This window comes from Caulobacter sp. GW821-FHT10A06, from assembly GCF_059415805.1.
The window spans coordinates 111,903-129,753 of the sequence record NZ_JBWKNY010000007.1; the positions used below are offsets into that span (position 1 = coordinate 111,903).

Genomic DNA, 17,851 nt, shown 5'->3' on the forward strand with positions numbered 1-17,851 from the left:
TCAGGCCTCCTTCGCGCGCACAGCCGCCACGGCCAGCCAGATCGTCAGCAGGGTCGGCAGGAACACGCCCGGAAAGTCCCGCGCCAGCAGCGGCCACGGCAGGCTGGTCCCGCAGAAGGGCGTGATCACGTGGATGATCGCATGCGCGCCCTGGAACGCCGCCGCCACGACCACGGCCCCCGCGTGCCGGCGCAGGTCCAGCGCGCCCAGCAGGGTCCCGATCCCGCAGGCCAGATAGGTCGCGCCGATGTCGCGCACGAAGTGGTCGTTGAACGGCCCGGTCTGGATGACGCCGGGAATGGTCAGGTACCAGGGATAAGGGACGGTCAGCATCACCAGGCCATTGCCCAGAAACAGAACCGTCAGTCCGATCGCGATCCAGCGCATGTCGCCCTCTCGAGTTGGTGTCGAGAACAGGACGAGACAGCCCCCATCGACGTGACATGGTTCGGTGAAAAAGGCCGTTAAGCCTGTTGAATCAGGCCCATCTTGCCATCGGGCCTGTGGACGATTAGGTTCCGCGCCCGTTCTTTCACACCGTCGACCTACCGCTCCGCCGCCGGACTTTCCGGCGGGCGTCGACGGCAATTCCTTGAGGATATCCGCCCGTGGCCACGCCTTCCGCCCTCCTGAACGTCATGATCGACGCGGCCCGGAAGGCCGCCCGCGGCCTGGCCCGCGACTTCGGCGAAGTCACGGAACTGCAGGTCTCCAAGAAGGGCGCGGCGGACTTCGTCACCAATGCCGACATCAAGGCCGAACAGACCCTGTTCGAGATCCTGACCAAGGCCCGCCCGGGCTACAGCTTCCTGGGCGAAGAGCGCGGCATGATCGAGGGCACCGACAAGACCCACACCTGGATCGTCGACCCGCTGGACGGCACCACCAACTTCATGCACGCCATCCCGCACTTCGCGGTCAATATCGCCCTGCAGCGTGAAGGCGAAGGCGTCGTGGCCGGCGTTACCTACAACCCGATCACCCACGACCTGTTCTGGGTCGAAAAGGGCAAGGGCGCGTTCCTGGGCGCCGAGAAGCGCCTGCGTGTCGCCGCCCGCCGTCACCTGGACGAGAGCATCCTGGCCACCGGCGTGCCGTTCGCCGGCAAGCCGGGCCACGGCCAGTTCCTGAAGGAGCTGCACCAGGTCAGCCAGAAGGTCGCCGGCGTGCGCCGCTTCGGCTCGGCCGCCCTGGACCTGGCCTGGGTCGCCGCCGGCCGCTTCGACGCCTACTGGGAGCGCAACCTCAACCCGTGGGACATCGCCGCCGGCGTGCTGATGATCCAGGAGTCGGGCGGCAAGGTCTCGACGATCGACGAGAACGACCTGGACGTCGTCAACGGCAAGTCGATCCTGGCCAGCAACCAGGACCTCTACCCGCAGATCCTGGAGCGTCTGCGGGCGGCGTAGGTTTTTGTGATGGCGAGAGCCTGAAGGCTCTCGCCAAACCGTCACATCCGGGCGCTAAATCCGCGCCCATGACCCTGCTTACCCGTCGCGCCATGACCACCGCCGCGCTCGCCGGCACGCTGTTGCCCGGCTTTGCCTTCGCCCAGACCAAGAAGCCGATCGTCATCGGCCATCGCGGCTGCAGCGGCGAGCGGCCCGAGCACACGGCGCTGTCGTATGAGCGCGCCATCGAGCAGGGCGCCGACTTCATCGAGCCGGACCTGGTGCCGACCAAGGACGGCCACCTCGTCGCCCGCCACGAGAACGAGATCGGCGGCACGACCGACGTCGCCAGCCGTCCCGAATTCGCCGCCCGCAAGGCGACCAAGACCATCGATGGCCAGCAGATCACCGGCTGGTTCACCGAAGACTTCACCCTGGCCGAGATCAAGACCCTGCGCGCCCGCGAGCGGCTGCCGCAGCTGCGTCCGACCAGCGCGGCCTTCGACGGCCAGGCCCAGATCCTGACCTTCGAAGAAGTCGTGGCCATCGCCCGCGCCGGCACCCAGCGCACCGGCCGCACGATCGGCGTCTATCCCGAGCTGAAGCACCCGACCTATTTCGCCTCGATCGGCCTGCCGACCGAAGACCGCCTGGTCGCCAAGCTGAAGGCCCTGGACCTGAACTCGGCCACCGCGCCGGTGTTCGTGCAGTGCTTCGAGGTCAGCCCGCTGAAGAAGCTGAAGGCCAAGACCGCCGCGCGCCTGGTTTTGCTGGTCGACGGCGAAGGCGGCCCGGCTGACCTGCCGAACGTGAAGTATGCCGACCTGATCACCGCCCAGGGCCTGAAGGACGTCGCAGTCTATGCCGACGGCCTGGGTCCGAACTGGAGCCTGGTCGTGCCGAACGACAAGCAGGCCCTGCTGCCGGCCACCGACCTGGTCAAGAACGCCCATGCCGCCGGCCTGGCGGTCCATCCTTGGACCGTGCGCGCCGAGAACTACTTCCTGCCGGCGAGCCTGCGTAAGGGCGATCCCCAGGATCCGGCCTTCCTGGCCCTGCACGGCGACGTGACGCCGGTGTTCAAGGCCCTGTACGCGGCCGGCGTCGACGGCGTGTTCAGCGACTTCCCGGCCCTGGCCGTCGCCGCGCGCAGCTAAATCGTTCCTCGATATTGCCGAAGCGGGGCAAGGCGGTGCAGCGTGCCGCCTTTCGACGCTCGCTGGGGAAGTCCATGAAGATCCGCAACGCCGCCGCCGCGCTGGCGGCCCTCGCCGCCGTGTCCCTGGCCGCGCCCGCTCTGGCCGCTCCTGGCTCCGACGCCCTGGGCAAGATCGCCGTCGACTTCGTCCACCTGACCCTGGAGGCCGGCCAGCGCGAAGACGGCTATGTCGACGCCTATTACGGCCCGAAGGAATGGGAGGCCGCCGCCAAGGCCAACCCGCGCCCCGTCTCGGCGCTGCGCAAGGAGGCCGACCGGCTGCAGGCGGCCCTGGGCAAGATCGCCGACAAGGACCTCGCCCCCGACGAGCGCCGCCGCAAGATCTTCCTGAAGGGCCAGCTGCGCGCCGCCCAGACCCGCCTGGCCATGATCGCCGGCGACAAGTTCAGCTTCGAGGACGAGGCCGAAGGCCTGTTCAGCGTCCGCCCGGTGCTCAAGCCCCTGAAGAGCTACGACCCCATCCTGGCGAAGATCGAGAAGCTGGTCCCGGGCAAGGGCGACCTGGCCGCCCGCGTCGACGCCTTCCAGAACCGCTACGTGATCCCGACCGACAAGGTCGAGGCCGTGATGCAGGCCGGCATCGCCGCCTGCAAGGCCAAGACGGAAGCGCACATCAAGCTGCCGGCCGGCCAACGCTTCGACATGGAGTTCGTCACCAAGAAGCCGTGGAGCGGCTACAACTGGTACAAGGGCAACGCCCACAGCCTGATCCAGATCAACACCGACCTGCCGATCTATATCAGCCGCGCCTTGGACCTAGGCTGCCACGAGGGTTATCCCGGCCACCACGTCCTGAACGCCCTGCTCGAGCAGAAGCTGACCAAGGACAAGGGCTGGGTCGAGTTCAGCGTCTATCCGCTGTTCTCGCCGCAATCGTTCATCGCAGAGGGCAGCGCCAATTTCGGTATCGAGCTGGCTTTCCCGGGCGACGCCAAGACCACGTTCGAGCGTGACAAGCTCTATCCGCTGGCCGGCCTGGATCCCGCGACCGCCAAGGCCTACGGCGAGCTGCAGGAAGCCAAGGGCGCCCTGGCCAGCGCCGGCAACACCATCGCGGCCGAATATCTGGCCGGCCGGATGACCAAGGAACAGGCCGTCCAGGCGATGATGAAATACAGCCTGTACTCGCGCGGCGGCGCCGAGAAGCGGGTGTCCTTCGTCGAGACCTACCGCTCGTACGTGATCAACTACAACATCGGCCAGGACATGGTCCGCGACCACGTCTACCGCGCCGGCAAGTCCGAAGACGCCCGCTGGAAAGCCATGGAACGCGTGATCAGCGAACCGACCACGCCAGCGGATCTGCGGAAGTAGTAGGTCAGCGATCCTCGCGCGTGTGCCAGACGCGCAGGACATAGATCGTGTCGTCGATGAGCTCGTAGCGAAACTCGTAGTCGCCTGCCAGAAGCCGGCGGATTTCTCGCGGAATGAAAGCCGCAAGACGCTCACCGGCGCGCGGCGTTTCGATCAAACGTCGTGGCGCCGCGACAAGCCTCTGCACGACCGCCTTGGCGGCGCGCGGGTTCACGTCGGCGAGAAATTCGTGCAGCCGCGCCACATCGGACGACGCCCTGCCCGTCCAGATGATCCTCATCAGCGCGGCGTGAGCGGCGCGCGATCAGGATCGAGACCATCAGCCCAGGCTTCCATCTCCGCCTGGCTGACAAAGCGGCCAGCGTCGACATCGGCCATGCCCTCCAGGGTCATGGCGTGTTGGCGCGCCTCTCGATCGACGAATGCCCCTAGCGCCTGTTCGACCACCCAATCCGGCGACCGCTCCATGCGCTTGGCCAGACGCTCCACCTCGTCGGCGAGCAGCGCGGGGACTTCGGCGGTCAGGACCTTGTTCGGCATACGTCTGCTCCTGTCCGCACTATAGACCACCAAGCTCGCAGGCCCAATTGCGCCGCTCTCCATTCCAAGACACTCTCCGCGCCGTTTCGAAACCGGGATCGCGGGGGTGATCGTCATATGGTCGACGCTCCGGCGCTGATCCTGTCTTCGGCGACGGCCGCGATCGGGTTGTTCGCGGCCGCGCAGTTGGGGTTGCGGCGGGACTGGAAGGAAGCGCCAGCGACGGCTTTGGCGGTGTTCCTGGCCCTGAGCGGGATCTCGGGCGTCGATCTGCTGCTGGACCGCATCGGGGTCTATGGCGCCCATCCGTGGACGACCGGGATCCTGTGGGCGCTGTCGCTGTTCCTGGGGCCGTCGATCCTGGCCTATGTGCTGGCCATGACCGGCGAGCCGGACCGCTGGACCTTTGCTCGCGTCTGGCGGATCGGCTGGCCGGCGGGCGTGGCGGTGCTGATCGCCTCGCCGTTCTTCGTGCTGCCGGCGCGCACGCGGCTGGCGGTCTATGGCCTGGCCGAGACCGACGCCGTGTCGGGCATCCTGCAGCTGCTGTTCGTGGCACTGTTCCTGCTGGTCACCCTGGGTTATCTGGCCGCCGCCCTGGTGGTGCTGAGCCGGCACGTGCGGCGGGTGCGCGACCTGTTCTCCAACATCGAGGACCGCACCCTGAGCTGGCTGCGGGCGCTGGTGTTGATCATGCTGGCCGCCTGGGCCTGGGGCGCGGTGAAGTCGGCCCTGTCCATCGGCGCCAACGCCCACTGGCTGGACGTGGCGGCCGCCGCGATCGAGCTGGGCTGGACAGCGGCCATCGGCCTGTTCGGCCTGTCACAGAAGCCGATCTACACCCAGGAGACCGAGACCCCGAAGGTCCTGCCTTCGCCCGAGAAATACGCCCGCTCGGCCCTGCCCGAGGCGCGCCAGGTCGAGATCGCCGCGCGGCTGGAGCAGGCCATGCGCGCCGACGCCCTCTATCGCGATCCGCTGCTGTCGCTGAGCGCCCTGGCCAGCCGCATCGCCATCACGCCCAACCACCTGTCCCAGGCCCTGAACGAGCACCTGGGCCAGAGCTTCTTCGACTACGTCAATCGCTGGCGGGTCCAAGAGGCGGTCGCGCGGATCAAGGCCTCGGACGAGCCGATCCTGACCATCGCCTACGACGTCGGCTTCAACTCGCGCTCGACCTTCAACGCCGCCGTCAAGAAACACGCCGGCCAGCCGCCCAGCGCCTTCCGCCCCTGATGTCCGAACCCGCAGGTTAGGAAGCTCCCAATGCTTCGAGCCTACCCGTCCGGAAGGCGCCTAGGCGCAAGCTGAGCCAGTTAGACGACTGTTCCTCCCACTGCATGAGAACAGTCATGATCCTTCGTTTTTCCCTGGCCGCCTGCGTCCTGGCCCTGGCCCCTATCACCGCACACGCCCAGGAAACCGAGCAGCCCGAGCGCCTCTTCCTGCTGGGCGCCGGCGTCTACGCCACCACCAACCCGTACGCGACCGCCAAGAAGAAGACCCAGACCGGCGTCCTGCCGCTGTTCGTCTACCAGACCGATCGGCTGACGGCCGACCTGTCGGGCCTAGCGGTCAAGGCCTGGGGTAATGAGCACTTCAAGCTGGAGGGCCGGGTCGCGCCGCGCTTCCAGCTGGTCGATCCCAAGGACACCCGCGACTTCGCCTTCCTCAAGCGCAGCACCGGCGTCGATGTCGGCGGCCGCGTCAGCGGCACGGCCGGCCCTGCGACCCTCAGCGTCGAATATCTGCGCGACGTCAGCAGCGAGACCAAGGGCCAGGAGGTCAATCTCGACCTCACCTTGTCGGCCCAGCCGCTGGAGAAGCTGTCGGTCGACGTCGTCGCCGGCGTCTCGTGGAAGGACAAGAAACTGGCCACCTGGCTGTACGGCCTCAGCGTCAAGGAAGCCGGCGTGGCCCGGGCCTTCGAATATGGCCGCACGGCCCGCGCGGCGTCCGGCGGGGTGCTGGTCCCCTCGCTGGGCGTCCAGGCCCGCTACCAGGTCACTGACCGCCTGTACGTGATCGCCGCCGGCGAGGTCGAGCTGTTCGACAAGGATATCACCGACAGCCCGCTGATGGCCAAGGACCACGCGGTCGGGACCTTCGTCAGCCTGGTGCGGCGGTTCTAGCCGTGAGCGCGATCGATCGCTCCCACGCGCTCGTGCCCGTGTTGGTCCCCGCCAAGCCGGCCAGCGGGACGGCGACCATCCTGCTGATCTGGCTGGCCGCCGCCGCGCCCATGGCGGCGCTGGCCTGGGTGGTCGCGCCTCGGCTGATGACGCCCGGCGATCCGCTGCCGGGCCTCACCTTCTGGTGGTTGATGGTCGCCGGTATGGCCTGGCAGACCGTGCTGTCGGTGATCGTGCTGAAGCTGGAGGGCGTGCCTTTCCGGCCCGCCGCCCTGGCCCGGCGGCTGTGGCTGGCGACGCCGACCTGGCGCGGGAAGCCGGCGATCGCGGCCTTCCTGCTGGTCCCGGTGTTCGCCGCCGTCGGCTTCGTCGGCGACGACATGGCCGGCGGCTGGTTCCAGGGTACGCCCCTGGGCCAAGCCCTGGCGGCCCACACCCCGGCCTTCGCCTTCATCGAGCACCTGGCGACACCGGACGCCCGGGGACGCTGGGACATCCTGGTCCTGGCCCTGGTCTCCAGCCTGTTCAACTACGGCCTGGGCGAGGCCCTGCTGTTCCACGGCGTGCTGTTGCCACGCATGGAGAAGGCCTGGGGCCGCTGGGCGTGGCTGGGCAACGGCGTGCTGTTCACCGCCTATCACGTCCACAAGTTCTGGATCATGCCGGGCCTCTTGATCAGCTGCCTCTGCTACAGCCTGCCGGCCCAGATCTTCCGGTCCAGCTGGCTGGCGGTGCTGATCCACGCCGTCGAGGGCGTGGTGCTGATCGTCGCGGTGCTGGCGGTGATCCTGGGCGCGGCGGTCTAAGCCGCCGCGACCCCGAACTGCAGGCTGGCCAGGCGGGCATAGAGGCCGCCCTTGGCGAAGAGCTCAGCGTGCGTGCCCTGCTCGACCACCTTGCCCTCTTCCATCACCACGATCCGGTCGGCCTTCAGCACCGTGGCCAGGCGGTGGGCGATGACCAGGGTGGTGCGGCCTTCCATCGCGGCGGTCAGGGCCTGCTGGACCAGGCGCTCGCTCTCGGCGTCCAGGGCGCTGGTAGCCTCGTCCAGCAGCAGGATCGGCGCCTGGCGGACCAGGGCGCGGGCGATGGCCAGGCGTTGACGCTGGCCGCCCGACAGGGTCTTGGCGCGCTCGCCGACGGGGGTGTCGAAGCCTTGCGGCAGGGCCGACAGGAAGCCTGCGGCCTGGGCGGCCTCGGCGGCGGCGTGGATCTCGGCCTCGGTGGCGTCGGCGCGGCCAAAGCGGATGTTGTCCATCGCCGAGCCCGAGAACAGCGGCGAGTCCTGGGCGACCAGGGCCATGCGCTCACGCACCTCGTCCGGCGCGGCGTCGCGCAGGTCGACGCCGTCCAGGCGGATGCCGCCGCTTTGCGGGTCATAGAACCGCAGGAGCAGCCGCAGGACGGTGCTCTTGCCCGCGCCCGAGGGACCGACCAGGGCCACGGTCTCGCCGGGCTTCACGGCCAGATCAAAGCCGTTCAGGGCCGGCAGGTCGGGACGACCGGGATAGGCGAAGACCACGTTCTCGAAGGCAATCGCGCCCTGGGCCGGGGCCGGCAAGGTTTTCGGGGCCGGCGGGGCGGCGATGTCGGGCTTGGCGTTCAGCAGTTCGGCGATACGGTCCATGGCCCCGGAGGCCTTCTGGACGTCGCCCCACACCTCGCCCAGGGCGCCGATCGAACCGGCGGCCATCACCGCCAGCATGGCGAACTGCGCCAGGGTGCCGCCGGTCATCTCGCCGGCCAGAACCAGGCGCGCGCCGCTCCATAGCAAGAGGGTGACGCCGCCGAAGGCCAGGGTGATGACCATGGCCGTCATGGTGGCCCGGGTGGTGATCCGGCGCACCGAGGCCTTGTAGGCCTCGTCCACCGCGCCACCGAAGCGCACCGACGAGGCGCGTTCACGCCCGAAGGCCTGCACGGTCTCCAGCGCGTCCAGGCTCTCGCCGGCATAGCCCACGGCGTCGGCGAACTTGTCCTGGGCCGTGACGGTCAGCTTGCGCACGCGGCGGCCGACTAGGAACATCGGGGCCAGGATCACCGGCACCATCAGCACGATGAAGCCCGCCAGCTTGGGCGAGACCACCGCCATGTAGCCCAGGCCGCCGACCAGGCTGAGGATGTTGCGCAGGGCGATCGAGGCCGAGGCGCCGACCAGCTGCTCGATCAGCGAGACGTCGGTGGTCAGGCGCGACAGCACTTCGCCCGTGCGGGTCTTGAGGAAATACTGCTGGTCCAGGGTCAGGGTGTGGCCATAGAGCGCACGGCGCACATCGGCCACGACCCGCTCACCCAGGCGGGTGATGAAAAAGAATCGCAGGGCCGTGGCGATCGCCAGCACCATGGCCACCGCGCCCAGGCCCAGGAACGCGCTATTGATCTCAGCGCCCGCGCCCTTGGCGAATCCGTGGTCGATCACTTCCTTGAAGGCCGCCGTCAGCCCCAGGGTCGCGCCGGTCGAGAACAGCAGGAAGAACCCCGCGGCGAAGCCGTCGCCCTTGTGGGCGGCGACGAAAGGCAGCAGGTGGGCCAGCGGACGGATGTCCTTGCGGCGGGGCCGGCGGGCCTTGGCTTCGGCCATGCCCTGGACCAGTTCGGCTCCCGCGCCGGGGCGGCCATCGGCCTTTTGCTCGCCGGCGTTCACGTCAGTCATCAACAGTCCCTTGCCAAAATCGCGCGGGTTCTTTATAGCCGCCCGTCTTCGAGGGCCACCCCGCGCGTGCGCAGGATGGCGCTTACCCCAATTCACACTCGCCGGCTTAGTCGGACTGGATCGCCGCCATGAAACAAGACATTCACCCCGACTACCACTTCATCACCGTCACCCTGACGGATGGCTCGAACTATCAAACCCGTTCGACCTACGGCAAGGAAGGCGCGAACCTGGCGCTCGACATCGACCCGCGCACCCACCCGGCGTGGACGGGCGGCAACGCCCAGATGCTGGACCGTGGCGGCCGCGTCTCGCGCTTCAACGCCAAGTTCGCCGGTTTCACCGCGAAGAAGTAAGAAGCTCACCGCTTCTCGCCGTAAGGGCGACGAAAGGCCGGCTCCGCGTTCGCGGGCCGGCCTTTTCTGTATCTGGGCCCTAGTCTTCCTCCGGCTCATACGGATCATCCCCGCGATCGCGCATCAGATCCGTCGCCACGAAGTCCATCGCGTCCTCGGCGTCGACGAAGCTGAGCTCCGACACCGTCTGGTCGCGGATCGAGACGCCGGCCTTGTGGGTGCTGTCCGGATCGCCGGTGACCAGCGGATGCCATTGCGGCAGGTCCTTACCCTCATGCAGCCGGCGATAGGCGCAGGAGGGCGGCATCCACTCCAGATCCTCGATATTGTGCGGCGTCAGCTTGATGCAGTCCGGCACCGTTTTCTTGCGGTTCGGATAGTCCTTGCACTGGCAGCGATGTTCGTCGAACAGCTGGCAGTGCACGCGCGTCGGGATGATTTCGCCGGTATCTTCGTCTTCGAAGCGAACGAGGCAGCAAAGTCCGCAGCCGTCGCATAGACTTTCCCACTCGGGGACGGTCATTTCGACGAGCGTCTTCGTCTGCCAGAAATATTTGTGTGGCGTCATGGCGCCGTCCTAAACCCGATTGACCCGGCGACCAAACAGAGCCTGACGCAGACCGTGAACGACTGGACGCTGCCGCCTTACAAGTTCGACGACAAGGATCCGTCCAAGCGTGGGCAGGGACAGAGCCCTGGCGCGCCTGCGCAACCCCATGATCCGTGGGCTTCCGAGCCGCCGCTGAAGGATCCGTTCAAGCTCTCCGACAGCCCGCCGCCGCCTCGGTCACCGACGCCGCCTGCGCCCCCTCCTCCGCCCGAGGAGCCGTTCCGCGCTGATTTGAAGCACCACGCGGCCAAGAAGAAGGCCCGCAAGTGGGGCTGGATCTGGGGCGTGCTGCTGGTCTCGTTCCTGATCGGCGTGCTCGCCGTCGGCGGCGGCGCCGCCTATGTCTGGTTCAAATATCTGAAGGATACGCCGCAGCTGCCCTCGCGCGCGGCGCTGTTCGCGGTCAATCGCGCGCCCGGCATCCGCTTCGAGGACCGCAACGGCCAGGTGATCGCCACGCGCGGCCCGCGCTACGGCCAGCGCATCACGGTCGATTCGGTGCCCAACTACGTCCCCCTGGCCTTCCTGGCGGCCGAGGACCGGCGCTTCTACAAGCACGGGGCCATCGACGCCCAGGGCATCGCCCGGGCCGCCTGGGTCAACTGGCGCGGCGGCCGCACCAAGCAGGGCGCCTCGACCCTGACCCAGCAGCTGGCCAAGGGCCTGTTCCTGACCCCCGACCGGGTGGTCAAGCGCAAGCTGCAGGAGATGCTGCTGGCCTATAAGCTGGAGCAGGTCCTGACCAAGGACGAGATCCTCGAGCTCTATCTGAACCGCATCTATTTCGGGGCCGGCACCTATGGCGTCGACGGCGCGTCCCAGACCTATTTCGGCAAGCCCGCCAGCCAGCTGACCCTGTCGGAATCGGCCCTGCTGGCCAGCCTGCCCAAGGCCCCGTCGCGCCTGGCTCTGACCAACGACATGGAGCGCGCCCTGGCCCGCTCGCGCCTGATCCTGGCCAATATGCGCAAGGAAGGCTGGATCACCGCCGAGCAGGAAAGCCGTGCGCTGGACGACACCCCGCGCCTGTCGCCGATGGCCCTGCAGGACGAGGGCGACTACGGCTGGGTGCTGGACTACGCCACCACCGAGGCCGTGAAGATCGCCGGCCAGAATGCGCCCGACCTGGTGGTGCGCCTGACCATCGACCCGCTGTTGCAGCACGAGGGCGCCGAGGTCGTGCGTCAGACCATGGCCACCGAGACCACCCGCTCGGGCGCGTCCCAGGCGGCGCTGCTGTCCCTGTCGGGCGACGGCGCCATCCGCGCCATGGTCGGCGGCACGGGCTATGGCGAGAGCCCGTTCAACCGCGCCGTCCAGGCCCGCCGCCAGCCCGGCTCGACCTTCAAGCCGTTCATCTATGCCGCCGCCGTCGAAAAGGGCGTGCTACCCACCGACATCCGCGTCGACGAGCCCGTGAAGTTCGGCGACTGGAGCCCTGAGAACTACAGCGGCGGCTATCGCGGTCCGATGACCGTCGAACAGGCCCTAATCACCTCGACCAACACCGTGGCCGTGAAGCTGGGCAAGGAAGCCGGCGGCGCTGCCATCGGCGACCTGGTCCGCCGCTTCGGCATCACGTCCCTGCCGCCCGTGCCGGATCTCTCGGTGTCGCTGGGCTCGTACGAGGTGAACCTGCTGCAGCTGACCTCGGGCTTCCAGGTGTTCCAGCAGGGCGGCGTGCGGCTGGAGCCGTATGTCATCGAGTCGATCATGACCCAGGACGGCCGAGGCCTCTTCCAGCACGCCCCGCCGGCCGCCGAACGCCGGGTCTACGACATCGGCCACGCCAGCATCATGGTGAAGATGATGAAGAAGGTGGTCTCGGACGGCACCGCCAAGCGCGCCGCCTTCGGCCGCCCGGCGGCGGGCAAGACCGGCACCAGCCAGAACTGGCGCGACGCCTGGTTCGTCGGCTTCACCCCCGACTACGTCACCGGCGTCTGGGTCGGCAATGACGACGAGAAGCCGATGAACAAGGTGGTCGGCGGCGACATCCCGGCCAGCATCTGGCGGCGCTTCATGATGACCGCCCACCAGACCCTGGCGGTCCGCGACTTCGCCTGGCTGCTGCCCGACCCGGCTCCGCAAACCGAGCCCGACCCGCGCAACGGTTACTACGAGACGCTATCGGCCGAGTTCGCACGGGCGGCGTCGGAACTGGACGCGGCGGCCAAGGCGGCGGAGACCTTGCAGCCGAGCACGCCGGGACAGCCTCCGCCGGATCAGCTGCCTTACTAGCGGTCCTCGAAGGTCGCGTAGTCTTGGTAGGGACTCTTGACGAACGATACGACCACGATCCCCGACCGGCCGGACCCAGGCGGGTTCGGAAAGACATCGTAGTGGATCTCGTAGCCACCCGAGATGTTGCACTTGCGCCCGCCGGTCGGCTCGAAGACGGGATGCCGCAAAGCGTTAGTGCGCAACCCTTTGATGCCCGCCCAGATTTCTTTGAGTCTTTTGCGCGCCGATTGTCCCGCGCCAGGCTGGCTCAACTATCTCGCGACGCCCTGCAGATCCGCCTGCGCGTCTGGGGATAGCCTGACCTTCCAGACCAAGGCCCGATCAGGCCTCGTCTGGAGGGATCAAGTTGTCCAGGAAAGCGTCCAGTTCATCATCGTCCAGATAGTCGCCTGCCGCGACCTGAGCCCGACCACGCTGAGCGCGTTCGGCGTCCGACAACAGCGCACGAGACCGCGCCGAAAGGATCGGCGGCGTCACGAAGTCGGCGGTCTTCGTCGGGCGGGTCATGAGAACTCCTACCCAGAACATAACGCCAACTTTGTGCGCTTGTCACTACGCTGAGCGTCGCGCCTATCTGTAACCCGTCATCGACGTCGGCCGATCCTGCGCCCTCGTCGCCCAGGTCTTGTTCGGCGTGGCGCTCATCGTGAAGACCAGTTCGCCGCCGGCGATGATCTCTTCATGGCGCAGGAAGGCGCGGGTCAGGGGTTTGCCGTTCAGGGTGACCTTGGCGACGTAGGGTTTGGCGTCGGACATGCCCTCGGCCCGCACCGTGAAGCGCTTGCCGTTGGGCAGGTTCAGCGCCGCCTTGTCCACGAACGGCCGGCCGATGGCGTACTCGTTCGAGGCCGGGGTCACGGGATAAAAGCCCAGGCTGGTGAACATCAGCCAGGCCGACATCTGGCCCAGGTCGTCATTGCCCGACAGGCCGTCCGGCGTGGGCTTGTACTGGCTCTTGATGATCTGGGTCAGGCGGCCCTGCGTTCGCCACGGGGCGCCGGCGTAGTTGTACATATAGGCCACGTGGTGGCTGGGCTCGTTGCCGTGGATGTACTGGCCGATCAGGCCGGCGATGTCCTCGGCATGGCTGTAGTCGATCTTCGAGTTGTCGAAGTCGAACATGGCGTCCAGCTTCTTGATCGTCGCCACGTCGCCGCCCAGCGCCGTGACCACCCCGCCCAGGTCCTGCGGCGCGAACCACGAATATTGCCAGGCGTTGCCCTCGGTATAGTCCGAGCCGTAGTTGATGGCGGTCGGGTTGAAGGGCTCGCGATAGGTTCCGTCGGACTTGCGCGCCCGCAGGAAGCCGGTCTTCAGGTCGAAGCTGTTACGCCAGTAGCCGGCGCGCTTCTCGAAGGCCTTGGCGACCGTGTCGTTGTCCAGGGCGCGGGCCATGCGGGCGATGGTCCAGTCGTCATAGGCGTACTCGACCGTCTTGGACGCCGCCTCGGGCTCCTTGTCGATCGGGACGTAGCCGAGCTTCATGTAGTCGCCCAGGCCGCCGTACGGGGCGTAGGTCGCGCTCTTGACCATGGCGTCCAGGGCCGCCTTGCCGTCATAGCCGCGGATGCCCTTCATCCAGGCGTCGGCGATGACCGGCACGGCGTGGTAGCCGATCATCGTCCAGGTCTCCTGGCCGTGGAACTGCCAGACCGGCAGCAGGCCGTAGGGGCTCTGGCGCTGCGAGGCGATCAGCGAGTTGACCACATCGTTGGTGTAGTCGGCCGGCTGCACCAGGGTCAGCAGCGGATGCTCGGCCCGGAAGGTGTCCCACAGCGAGAAGGTCGAGTGGAAGGTGAACTTGCGGCCGTCCAGCTGGCCCTCATGCACCTGGTCGTCAGGGCCCCGGTAGCGGCCGTCGGCGTCGGCGAAGACGCTGGGGGCCAGCAGGGTGTGGTAGAGCGCCGTGTAGAGGGTCTTCTTCATCGGGGCCGGGGCCTGGATGTCCACCGCCCCCAGCGCCTTCTCCCAGGCCGCCTTGGCGCGTCCGCGCTGGGCGTCGAAGTCGAAGCCCGGTTCGTCGCTGGAAAGGTTGGCGATCGCGCCGTCCTCGCTGACCGACGACAGCGCCACCTTGGCGGTCAGCGGGCCATCGATCTGGCCGAAGTCGAACACGCCGACCAGCGCTCGGCCCTGGACCTGGGCGCGGTCCTCGGGCGTGCGGCCCGGTTGGGCGAAGCCCTTGTAAGGGATGTCGGCTTCCTTGTTGTGGAAAGCCTGTCCGACCAGCGGGCGATCGAACTTGATGGCGAAGAACAGCTTGCGACCCGGCGCCCAGCCGCGCGTCTCGCGATAGCCGGTGATCGTCCCGTCCGGGGCCACGCGCAGTCGCGACCACAGCACCTTGCCCGGATAGTTGTAGATCGAGCTGCGCAGGTCGATCAGCACCTGGGCGCGGTCGCCCTTCTGGAAGGTGTAGCGATGCAGGCCCGTGCGCAGGCCCGCCGTCAGCTCGGCCCGCACGTGGCTGTCGTCGAGGGTGACGGCGTAGTAGCCCGGCTGAGCCACCTCGCTGGCGTGGCTGTAGCGCGAGCGATAGCCCGAGCCCGGCTTGTCGACCTCGCCCGGCTCCAGCTTGGCCTCGCCGCTGACCGGGGTCAGCAGGATGTCGCCCAGATCCGAGTGCCCCGCGCCCGAGAAGTGGGTGTGCGAGAAGCCCAGGATGGTCGGGTCGCCAAACCGGTAGCCGGCCGCGCGGGCATAGCTCTGCTTGAACGGCAGGATGTCGGTGTCGGGGCTCAGCTGCACCATGCCGAACGGCACGACCGCGCCCGGGAAGGTGTGGCCATCGCCGCCGGTGCCGATGAAGGGGTCGACGGACTCGTAAGCCGTCTGGGCCAGGACGGGGCTCGCCGCCAGGATCGAAAGGCTGGCGAGCAGGGCAAGGCGCAGACGCATCAGGGAACTCCGCAACTTAGAGCGAAGCGGCACCCTATCGGCTAGGCGGCGCCTTTCAAGGCGTGGTCGACCGCGGCCATGGCATGCAGGGTGGTGGTATCGAACACCGGGACCGCGCTGTCCTCTTGGCCGATCAGCAGCATGATCTCGGTACAGCCCAGGATCACCGCCTGGGCGCCGCGCTCGACCAGCCGCTGGATCACCGCCTTGTAGACCTCGCGCGAGGTGTCCAGCACGCGGCCGGCGACCAGTTCCTCGTAGATGATCCGGTGCACGGCGGCGCGGTCGTCGGCGTCGGGGGTCAGCACGGTCAGGCCGTGCTTCTTCTCCAGCCGGCCACGATAGAACTCGTGCTCCATGGTGAAGGCCGTGCCCAGCAGGCCCACGGTCGTCACGCCGGCGGCCTTGATCGCTTCGCCCGTCGGGTCAGCGATGTGCAGCAGCGGGATCTGCACCGCCGCTTCGATCTCGTCGGCCTCGCGGTGCATGGTGTTGGTGCAAAGGACCAGGAAGTCGGCCCCGCCGGCCTCCAGCGCCCGGGCGGCGTCGGCCAGGCGACGCGACAGCTCGGGCCAGCGGCCGGCGTGTTGCAGGTGCTCGATCTCGGCGAAGTCGAACGACCACATCAGGGTCCGCGCCGAGGCCACGCCACCCAGTCGCTCGCGCACCGCCTCGTTGATCAGCCGATAGTACTGGGCCGAGCTCTCCCAGCTCATGCCGCCGATCAATCCGATGAGCGCCTGTTCGGCCATGGGCGTCCCCCTGTTCGTCAAGACGGTCCTAGAGAGCCCGGGGCGGCGTTACAACACCTCGCGGCGCGCCAGGTGGACGATGACCATCGCCAAGGCGATCAGGCCCAGCCCGCCGCCCAGTGCGAGCGCCGTCTCGACCCGCCAGGCTTCCTTGGCCAGCATGTTGACCGGCATCTGCCAGGGGAAGAACACGCCCTCCTTGGCCGAGGTCGCCACGACCGAGAAGAAGGTCCCGCCGATGCCGACCGCCAGGGCCGGCACGAAGCTGGCGAAGCGCAGGGCGATCCACAGCTGGATGGCGATCACCAGGACGGCCGCCGCCAGCACCTTGGCGTTCAGCACGGCGAACCGCGCCAGGTCGGAGTTCCCCACCGGCGCCACGACCGGCTTGATCGCTCCGGCCAGATGGACAGCGGCGATCGTGAACACCAGGTTCAGCACGGTCATGATCGCCACCACCCCGACCACGCAGATCGCCTTGGCCGCGTAGAGCCGCCAGCGGGGAACCGGCAGGGCGCGCAGATGGTCCCAGGCGCGCGGGCCGTGCTCCATGTGCGCGACCAAGGCGGTCAGGGCCGTCACGCTCATCGGCAGCATGAAATAGGCCCAGATGCCGGTCGAGGCCTGCAGCAGCATCTCCCAGGGCGGCGGCTTGCTGCCGCGCAGCAGGACGAAGAAGGCGAAGACCGCGATCAGGGCTGGCGCGGCCAGCGCGAGGACGGCGGCCAGCGAGCGGTTCAATTTGCGCAGTTCGACGGACAGGACGGCCAGCATCAGGCGACCTCGGCTTGGCGTTGGGGGGCGGAAACCTGGCGATAGATGTCTTCCAGCGATCGATCCCGCGGGCCGATGGCGAACACGGGCAGACCGGCTTGGACCAAGGTCCGGTTCAGTGCGGCGGTCGTCTGGTCGACGTCCTCGCCCGCTCGCAGGGGGATCGCCAGGCCCGCCTCGGTCGTGACCGGTGACAGCTCTTGGCCTGCCAACACCTGGATCGCCTTGGCGTCGTCGCCGGTGCGCACGACGATCTCCGGCGCCAGATCGGCCTTCAGCCGCGACAGCTCGCCCTCCAGCACCAGGCGGCCGTCATTGACGACGCCGACATGGGTGGCGGTCTGCTCGATCTCGCCCAGCAGGTGGCTGGAGAGCAGCACCGTGGCGCCGGTGCGCTCGGGCAGGCTCTTCAGGAACCGGCGCATGTCGGCGATGCCGTCGGGGTCCAGGCCGTTGGTCGGCTCGTCCAGCACCAGCACCGGCGGCGCGCCCAGCATGGCGCGGGCCAGGCCCAGGCGCTGGCGCATGCCCAGCGAATAGCCGGCGACCTTGCGGCCGGCGTCGGCCGTCATCTCGACCACCGCCAGCACCCGGTCGATCTCGCGCGCGGGCAGGCCCAGCAGGGTCGCGGTCAGGGCCAGGTTCTCGCGGCCGGTCAGGTTGCCGTAGAAGCCGTGCGCCTCCAGCAGCGCCCCGATCTTGCGCGCCGCGCCGATGCGGTCGCGGGCCACGTCCAGGCCGCAGACCCTGGCGACGCCCAAGGTCGGGCGGATCAGGCCCAGCACCATCTTCAGCGTCGTGGTCTTGCCCGCGCCGTTGCGGCCCAGGAAGCCGTACACGGCCCGTTCGGGTACGGTCATCGACACCGCGTCGACCGCCAGGCGGGGGCCGAAACGACGGGAAAGGCCTTCGGTCTCGATAGCGGCAGGCATGGTCGCAACGCCCTTTCCGTTTAAGTTAGATATAAA

The 17,851-nt window shown here is 68.1% G+C and carries 19 protein-coding genes; 8 read left to right on the top strand and 11 right to left on the bottom strand.

The features are described from left to right. On the bottom strand, window positions 1-387 hold the full coding sequence (locus AC07NF_RS21310; protein ID WP_494627426.1) for a hypothetical protein: 387 nt from the start codon (window positions 385-387) through the stop codon (window positions 1-3). A gap of 221 nt (window positions 388-608) precedes the next feature. On the opposite strand from AC07NF_RS21310, the gene AC07NF_RS21315 reads away from it, so the two are divergent. The 3 genes from AC07NF_RS21315 to AC07NF_RS21325 all read left to right on the top strand — a co-directional run bounded on the left by AC07NF_RS21315 (window position 609) and on the right by AC07NF_RS21325 (window position 3,924). Further along, window positions 609-1,409 (top strand): inositol monophosphatase family protein, encoded by an 801-nt coding sequence (locus AC07NF_RS21315; protein WP_492815391.1) that lies wholly within the window; start codon window positions 609-611, stop codon window positions 1,407-1,409. 68 nt (window positions 1,410-1,477) lie between these two features. After that, window positions 1,478-2,548, top strand: a complete 1,071-nt coding sequence (locus AC07NF_RS21320; protein WP_494627423.1) for a glycerophosphodiester phosphodiesterase — start codon at window positions 1,478-1,480, stop codon at window positions 2,546-2,548. Between the two features lie 74 nt (window positions 2,549-2,622). Continuing rightward, window positions 2,623-3,924, top strand: coding sequence for a hypothetical protein (locus tag AC07NF_RS21325; protein WP_494627421.1), 1,302 nt, complete (start codon window positions 2,623-2,625; stop codon window positions 3,922-3,924). A 4-nt stretch (window positions 3,925-3,928) separates the two neighbouring features. On the opposite strand, the gene AC07NF_RS21330 is transcribed toward AC07NF_RS21325, so the two are convergent. After that, on the bottom strand, window positions 3,929-4,204 hold the full coding sequence (locus AC07NF_RS21330) for a type II toxin-antitoxin system RelE/ParE family toxin (protein ID WP_494627419.1): 276 nt from the start codon (window positions 4,202-4,204) through the stop codon (window positions 3,929-3,931). Next, the gene (locus tag AC07NF_RS21335) at window positions 4,204-4,464 is read right to left on the bottom strand and encodes a CopG family ribbon-helix-helix protein (protein WP_494627417.1); all 261 of its coding nucleotides are present in this window, start codon (window positions 4,462-4,464) and stop codon (window positions 4,204-4,206) included. Before AC07NF_RS21335 ends, AC07NF_RS21330 begins: the two co-directional genes overlap by 1 nt. 117 nt (window positions 4,465-4,581) lie before the next feature. Between AC07NF_RS21335 and AC07NF_RS21340 the strand changes: the two genes are divergently transcribed. From AC07NF_RS21340 to AC07NF_RS21350, 3 genes are all read left to right on the top strand, one after another. Continuing rightward, entirely contained in the window at window positions 4,582-5,700 is a 1,119-nt protein-coding gene (locus AC07NF_RS21340) for a helix-turn-helix domain-containing protein (RefSeq protein ID WP_494627415.1), read from the top strand. A gap of 116 nt (window positions 5,701-5,816) precedes the next feature. Further along, window positions 5,817-6,596 (top strand): MipA/OmpV family protein, encoded by a 780-nt coding sequence (locus AC07NF_RS21345; protein WP_494627413.1) that lies wholly within the window; start codon window positions 5,817-5,819, stop codon window positions 6,594-6,596. Between the two features lie 2 nt (window positions 6,597-6,598). Beyond that, on the top strand, window positions 6,599-7,402 hold the full coding sequence (locus AC07NF_RS21350) for a CPBP family intramembrane glutamic endopeptidase (protein WP_494627412.1): 804 nt from the start codon (window positions 6,599-6,601) through the stop codon (window positions 7,400-7,402). On the opposite strand, the gene AC07NF_RS21355 is transcribed toward AC07NF_RS21350, so the two are convergent. Next, window positions 7,399-9,252, bottom strand: a complete 1,854-nt coding sequence (locus AC07NF_RS21355) for an ABC transporter transmembrane domain-containing protein (protein ID WP_494627411.1) — start codon at window positions 9,250-9,252, stop codon at window positions 7,399-7,401. The two genes, AC07NF_RS21350 and AC07NF_RS21355, sit on opposite strands and share 4 nt — an antisense overlap. Before the next feature lie 125 nt (window positions 9,253-9,377). On the opposite strand from AC07NF_RS21355, the gene rpmE reads away from it, so the two are divergent. Then, window positions 9,378-9,605, top strand: a complete 228-nt coding sequence (gene rpmE, locus AC07NF_RS21360; RefSeq protein ID WP_454717888.1) for a 50S ribosomal protein L31 — start codon at window positions 9,378-9,380, stop codon at window positions 9,603-9,605. Window positions 9,606-9,684: 79 nt separating this feature from the next. Here the strand turns inward: rpmE and AC07NF_RS21365 are convergent, their stop codons facing one another. After that, a complete protein-coding gene (locus tag AC07NF_RS21365) occupies window positions 9,685-10,173 on the bottom strand; it encodes a YcgN family cysteine cluster protein (protein ID WP_494627409.1) in 489 nt (162 codons plus the stop codon). Window positions 10,174-10,227: 54 nt separating this feature from the next. Here AC07NF_RS21365 and pbpC point away from each other — a divergent pair, with 54 nt between their 5' ends. Next, window positions 10,228-12,456 (top strand): multimodular transpeptidase-transglycosylase PbpC, encoded by a 2,229-nt coding sequence (pbpC, locus tag AC07NF_RS21370; RefSeq protein ID WP_494627407.1) that lies wholly within the window; start codon window positions 10,228-10,230, stop codon window positions 12,454-12,456. On the opposite strand, the gene AC07NF_RS21375 is transcribed toward pbpC, so the two are convergent. The 6 genes from AC07NF_RS21375 to AC07NF_RS21400 form a co-directional block, all read right to left on the bottom strand. Next, window positions 12,453-12,710 carry a hypothetical protein gene (locus AC07NF_RS21375; RefSeq protein ID WP_494627405.1) on the bottom strand — a complete coding sequence of 86 codons (258 nt, stop codon included), beginning with the start codon at window positions 12,708-12,710 and terminating at the stop codon, window positions 12,453-12,455. The two genes, pbpC and AC07NF_RS21375, sit on opposite strands and share 4 nt — an antisense overlap. A gap of 70 nt (window positions 12,711-12,780) precedes the next feature. Further along, complete coding sequence (locus tag AC07NF_RS21380; RefSeq protein ID WP_492815401.1) at window positions 12,781-12,966, bottom strand: hypothetical protein; 186 nt, start codon at window positions 12,964-12,966, stop codon at window positions 12,781-12,783. A gap of 63 nt (window positions 12,967-13,029) precedes the next feature. Beyond that, on the bottom strand, window positions 13,030-15,390 hold the full coding sequence (locus AC07NF_RS21385) for a GH92 family glycosyl hydrolase (RefSeq protein ID WP_494627403.1): 2,361 nt from the start codon (window positions 15,388-15,390) through the stop codon (window positions 13,030-13,032). Between the two features lie 8 nt (window positions 15,391-15,398). After that, window positions 15,399-16,109, bottom strand: a complete 711-nt coding sequence (locus tag AC07NF_RS21390; protein WP_494627401.1) for an aspartate/glutamate racemase family protein — start codon at window positions 16,107-16,109, stop codon at window positions 15,399-15,401. 48 nt (window positions 16,110-16,157) lie between these two features. After that, window positions 16,158-16,883 (bottom strand): ABC transporter permease, encoded by a 726-nt coding sequence (locus AC07NF_RS21395; RefSeq protein ID WP_494627399.1) that lies wholly within the window; start codon window positions 16,881-16,883, stop codon window positions 16,158-16,160. Continuing rightward, window positions 16,883-17,815, bottom strand: a complete 933-nt coding sequence (locus tag AC07NF_RS21400; protein WP_494627396.1) for an ABC transporter ATP-binding protein — start codon at window positions 17,813-17,815, stop codon at window positions 16,883-16,885. Before AC07NF_RS21400 ends, AC07NF_RS21395 begins: the two co-directional genes overlap by 1 nt. Window positions 17,816-17,851 lie beyond the last annotated feature (36 nt).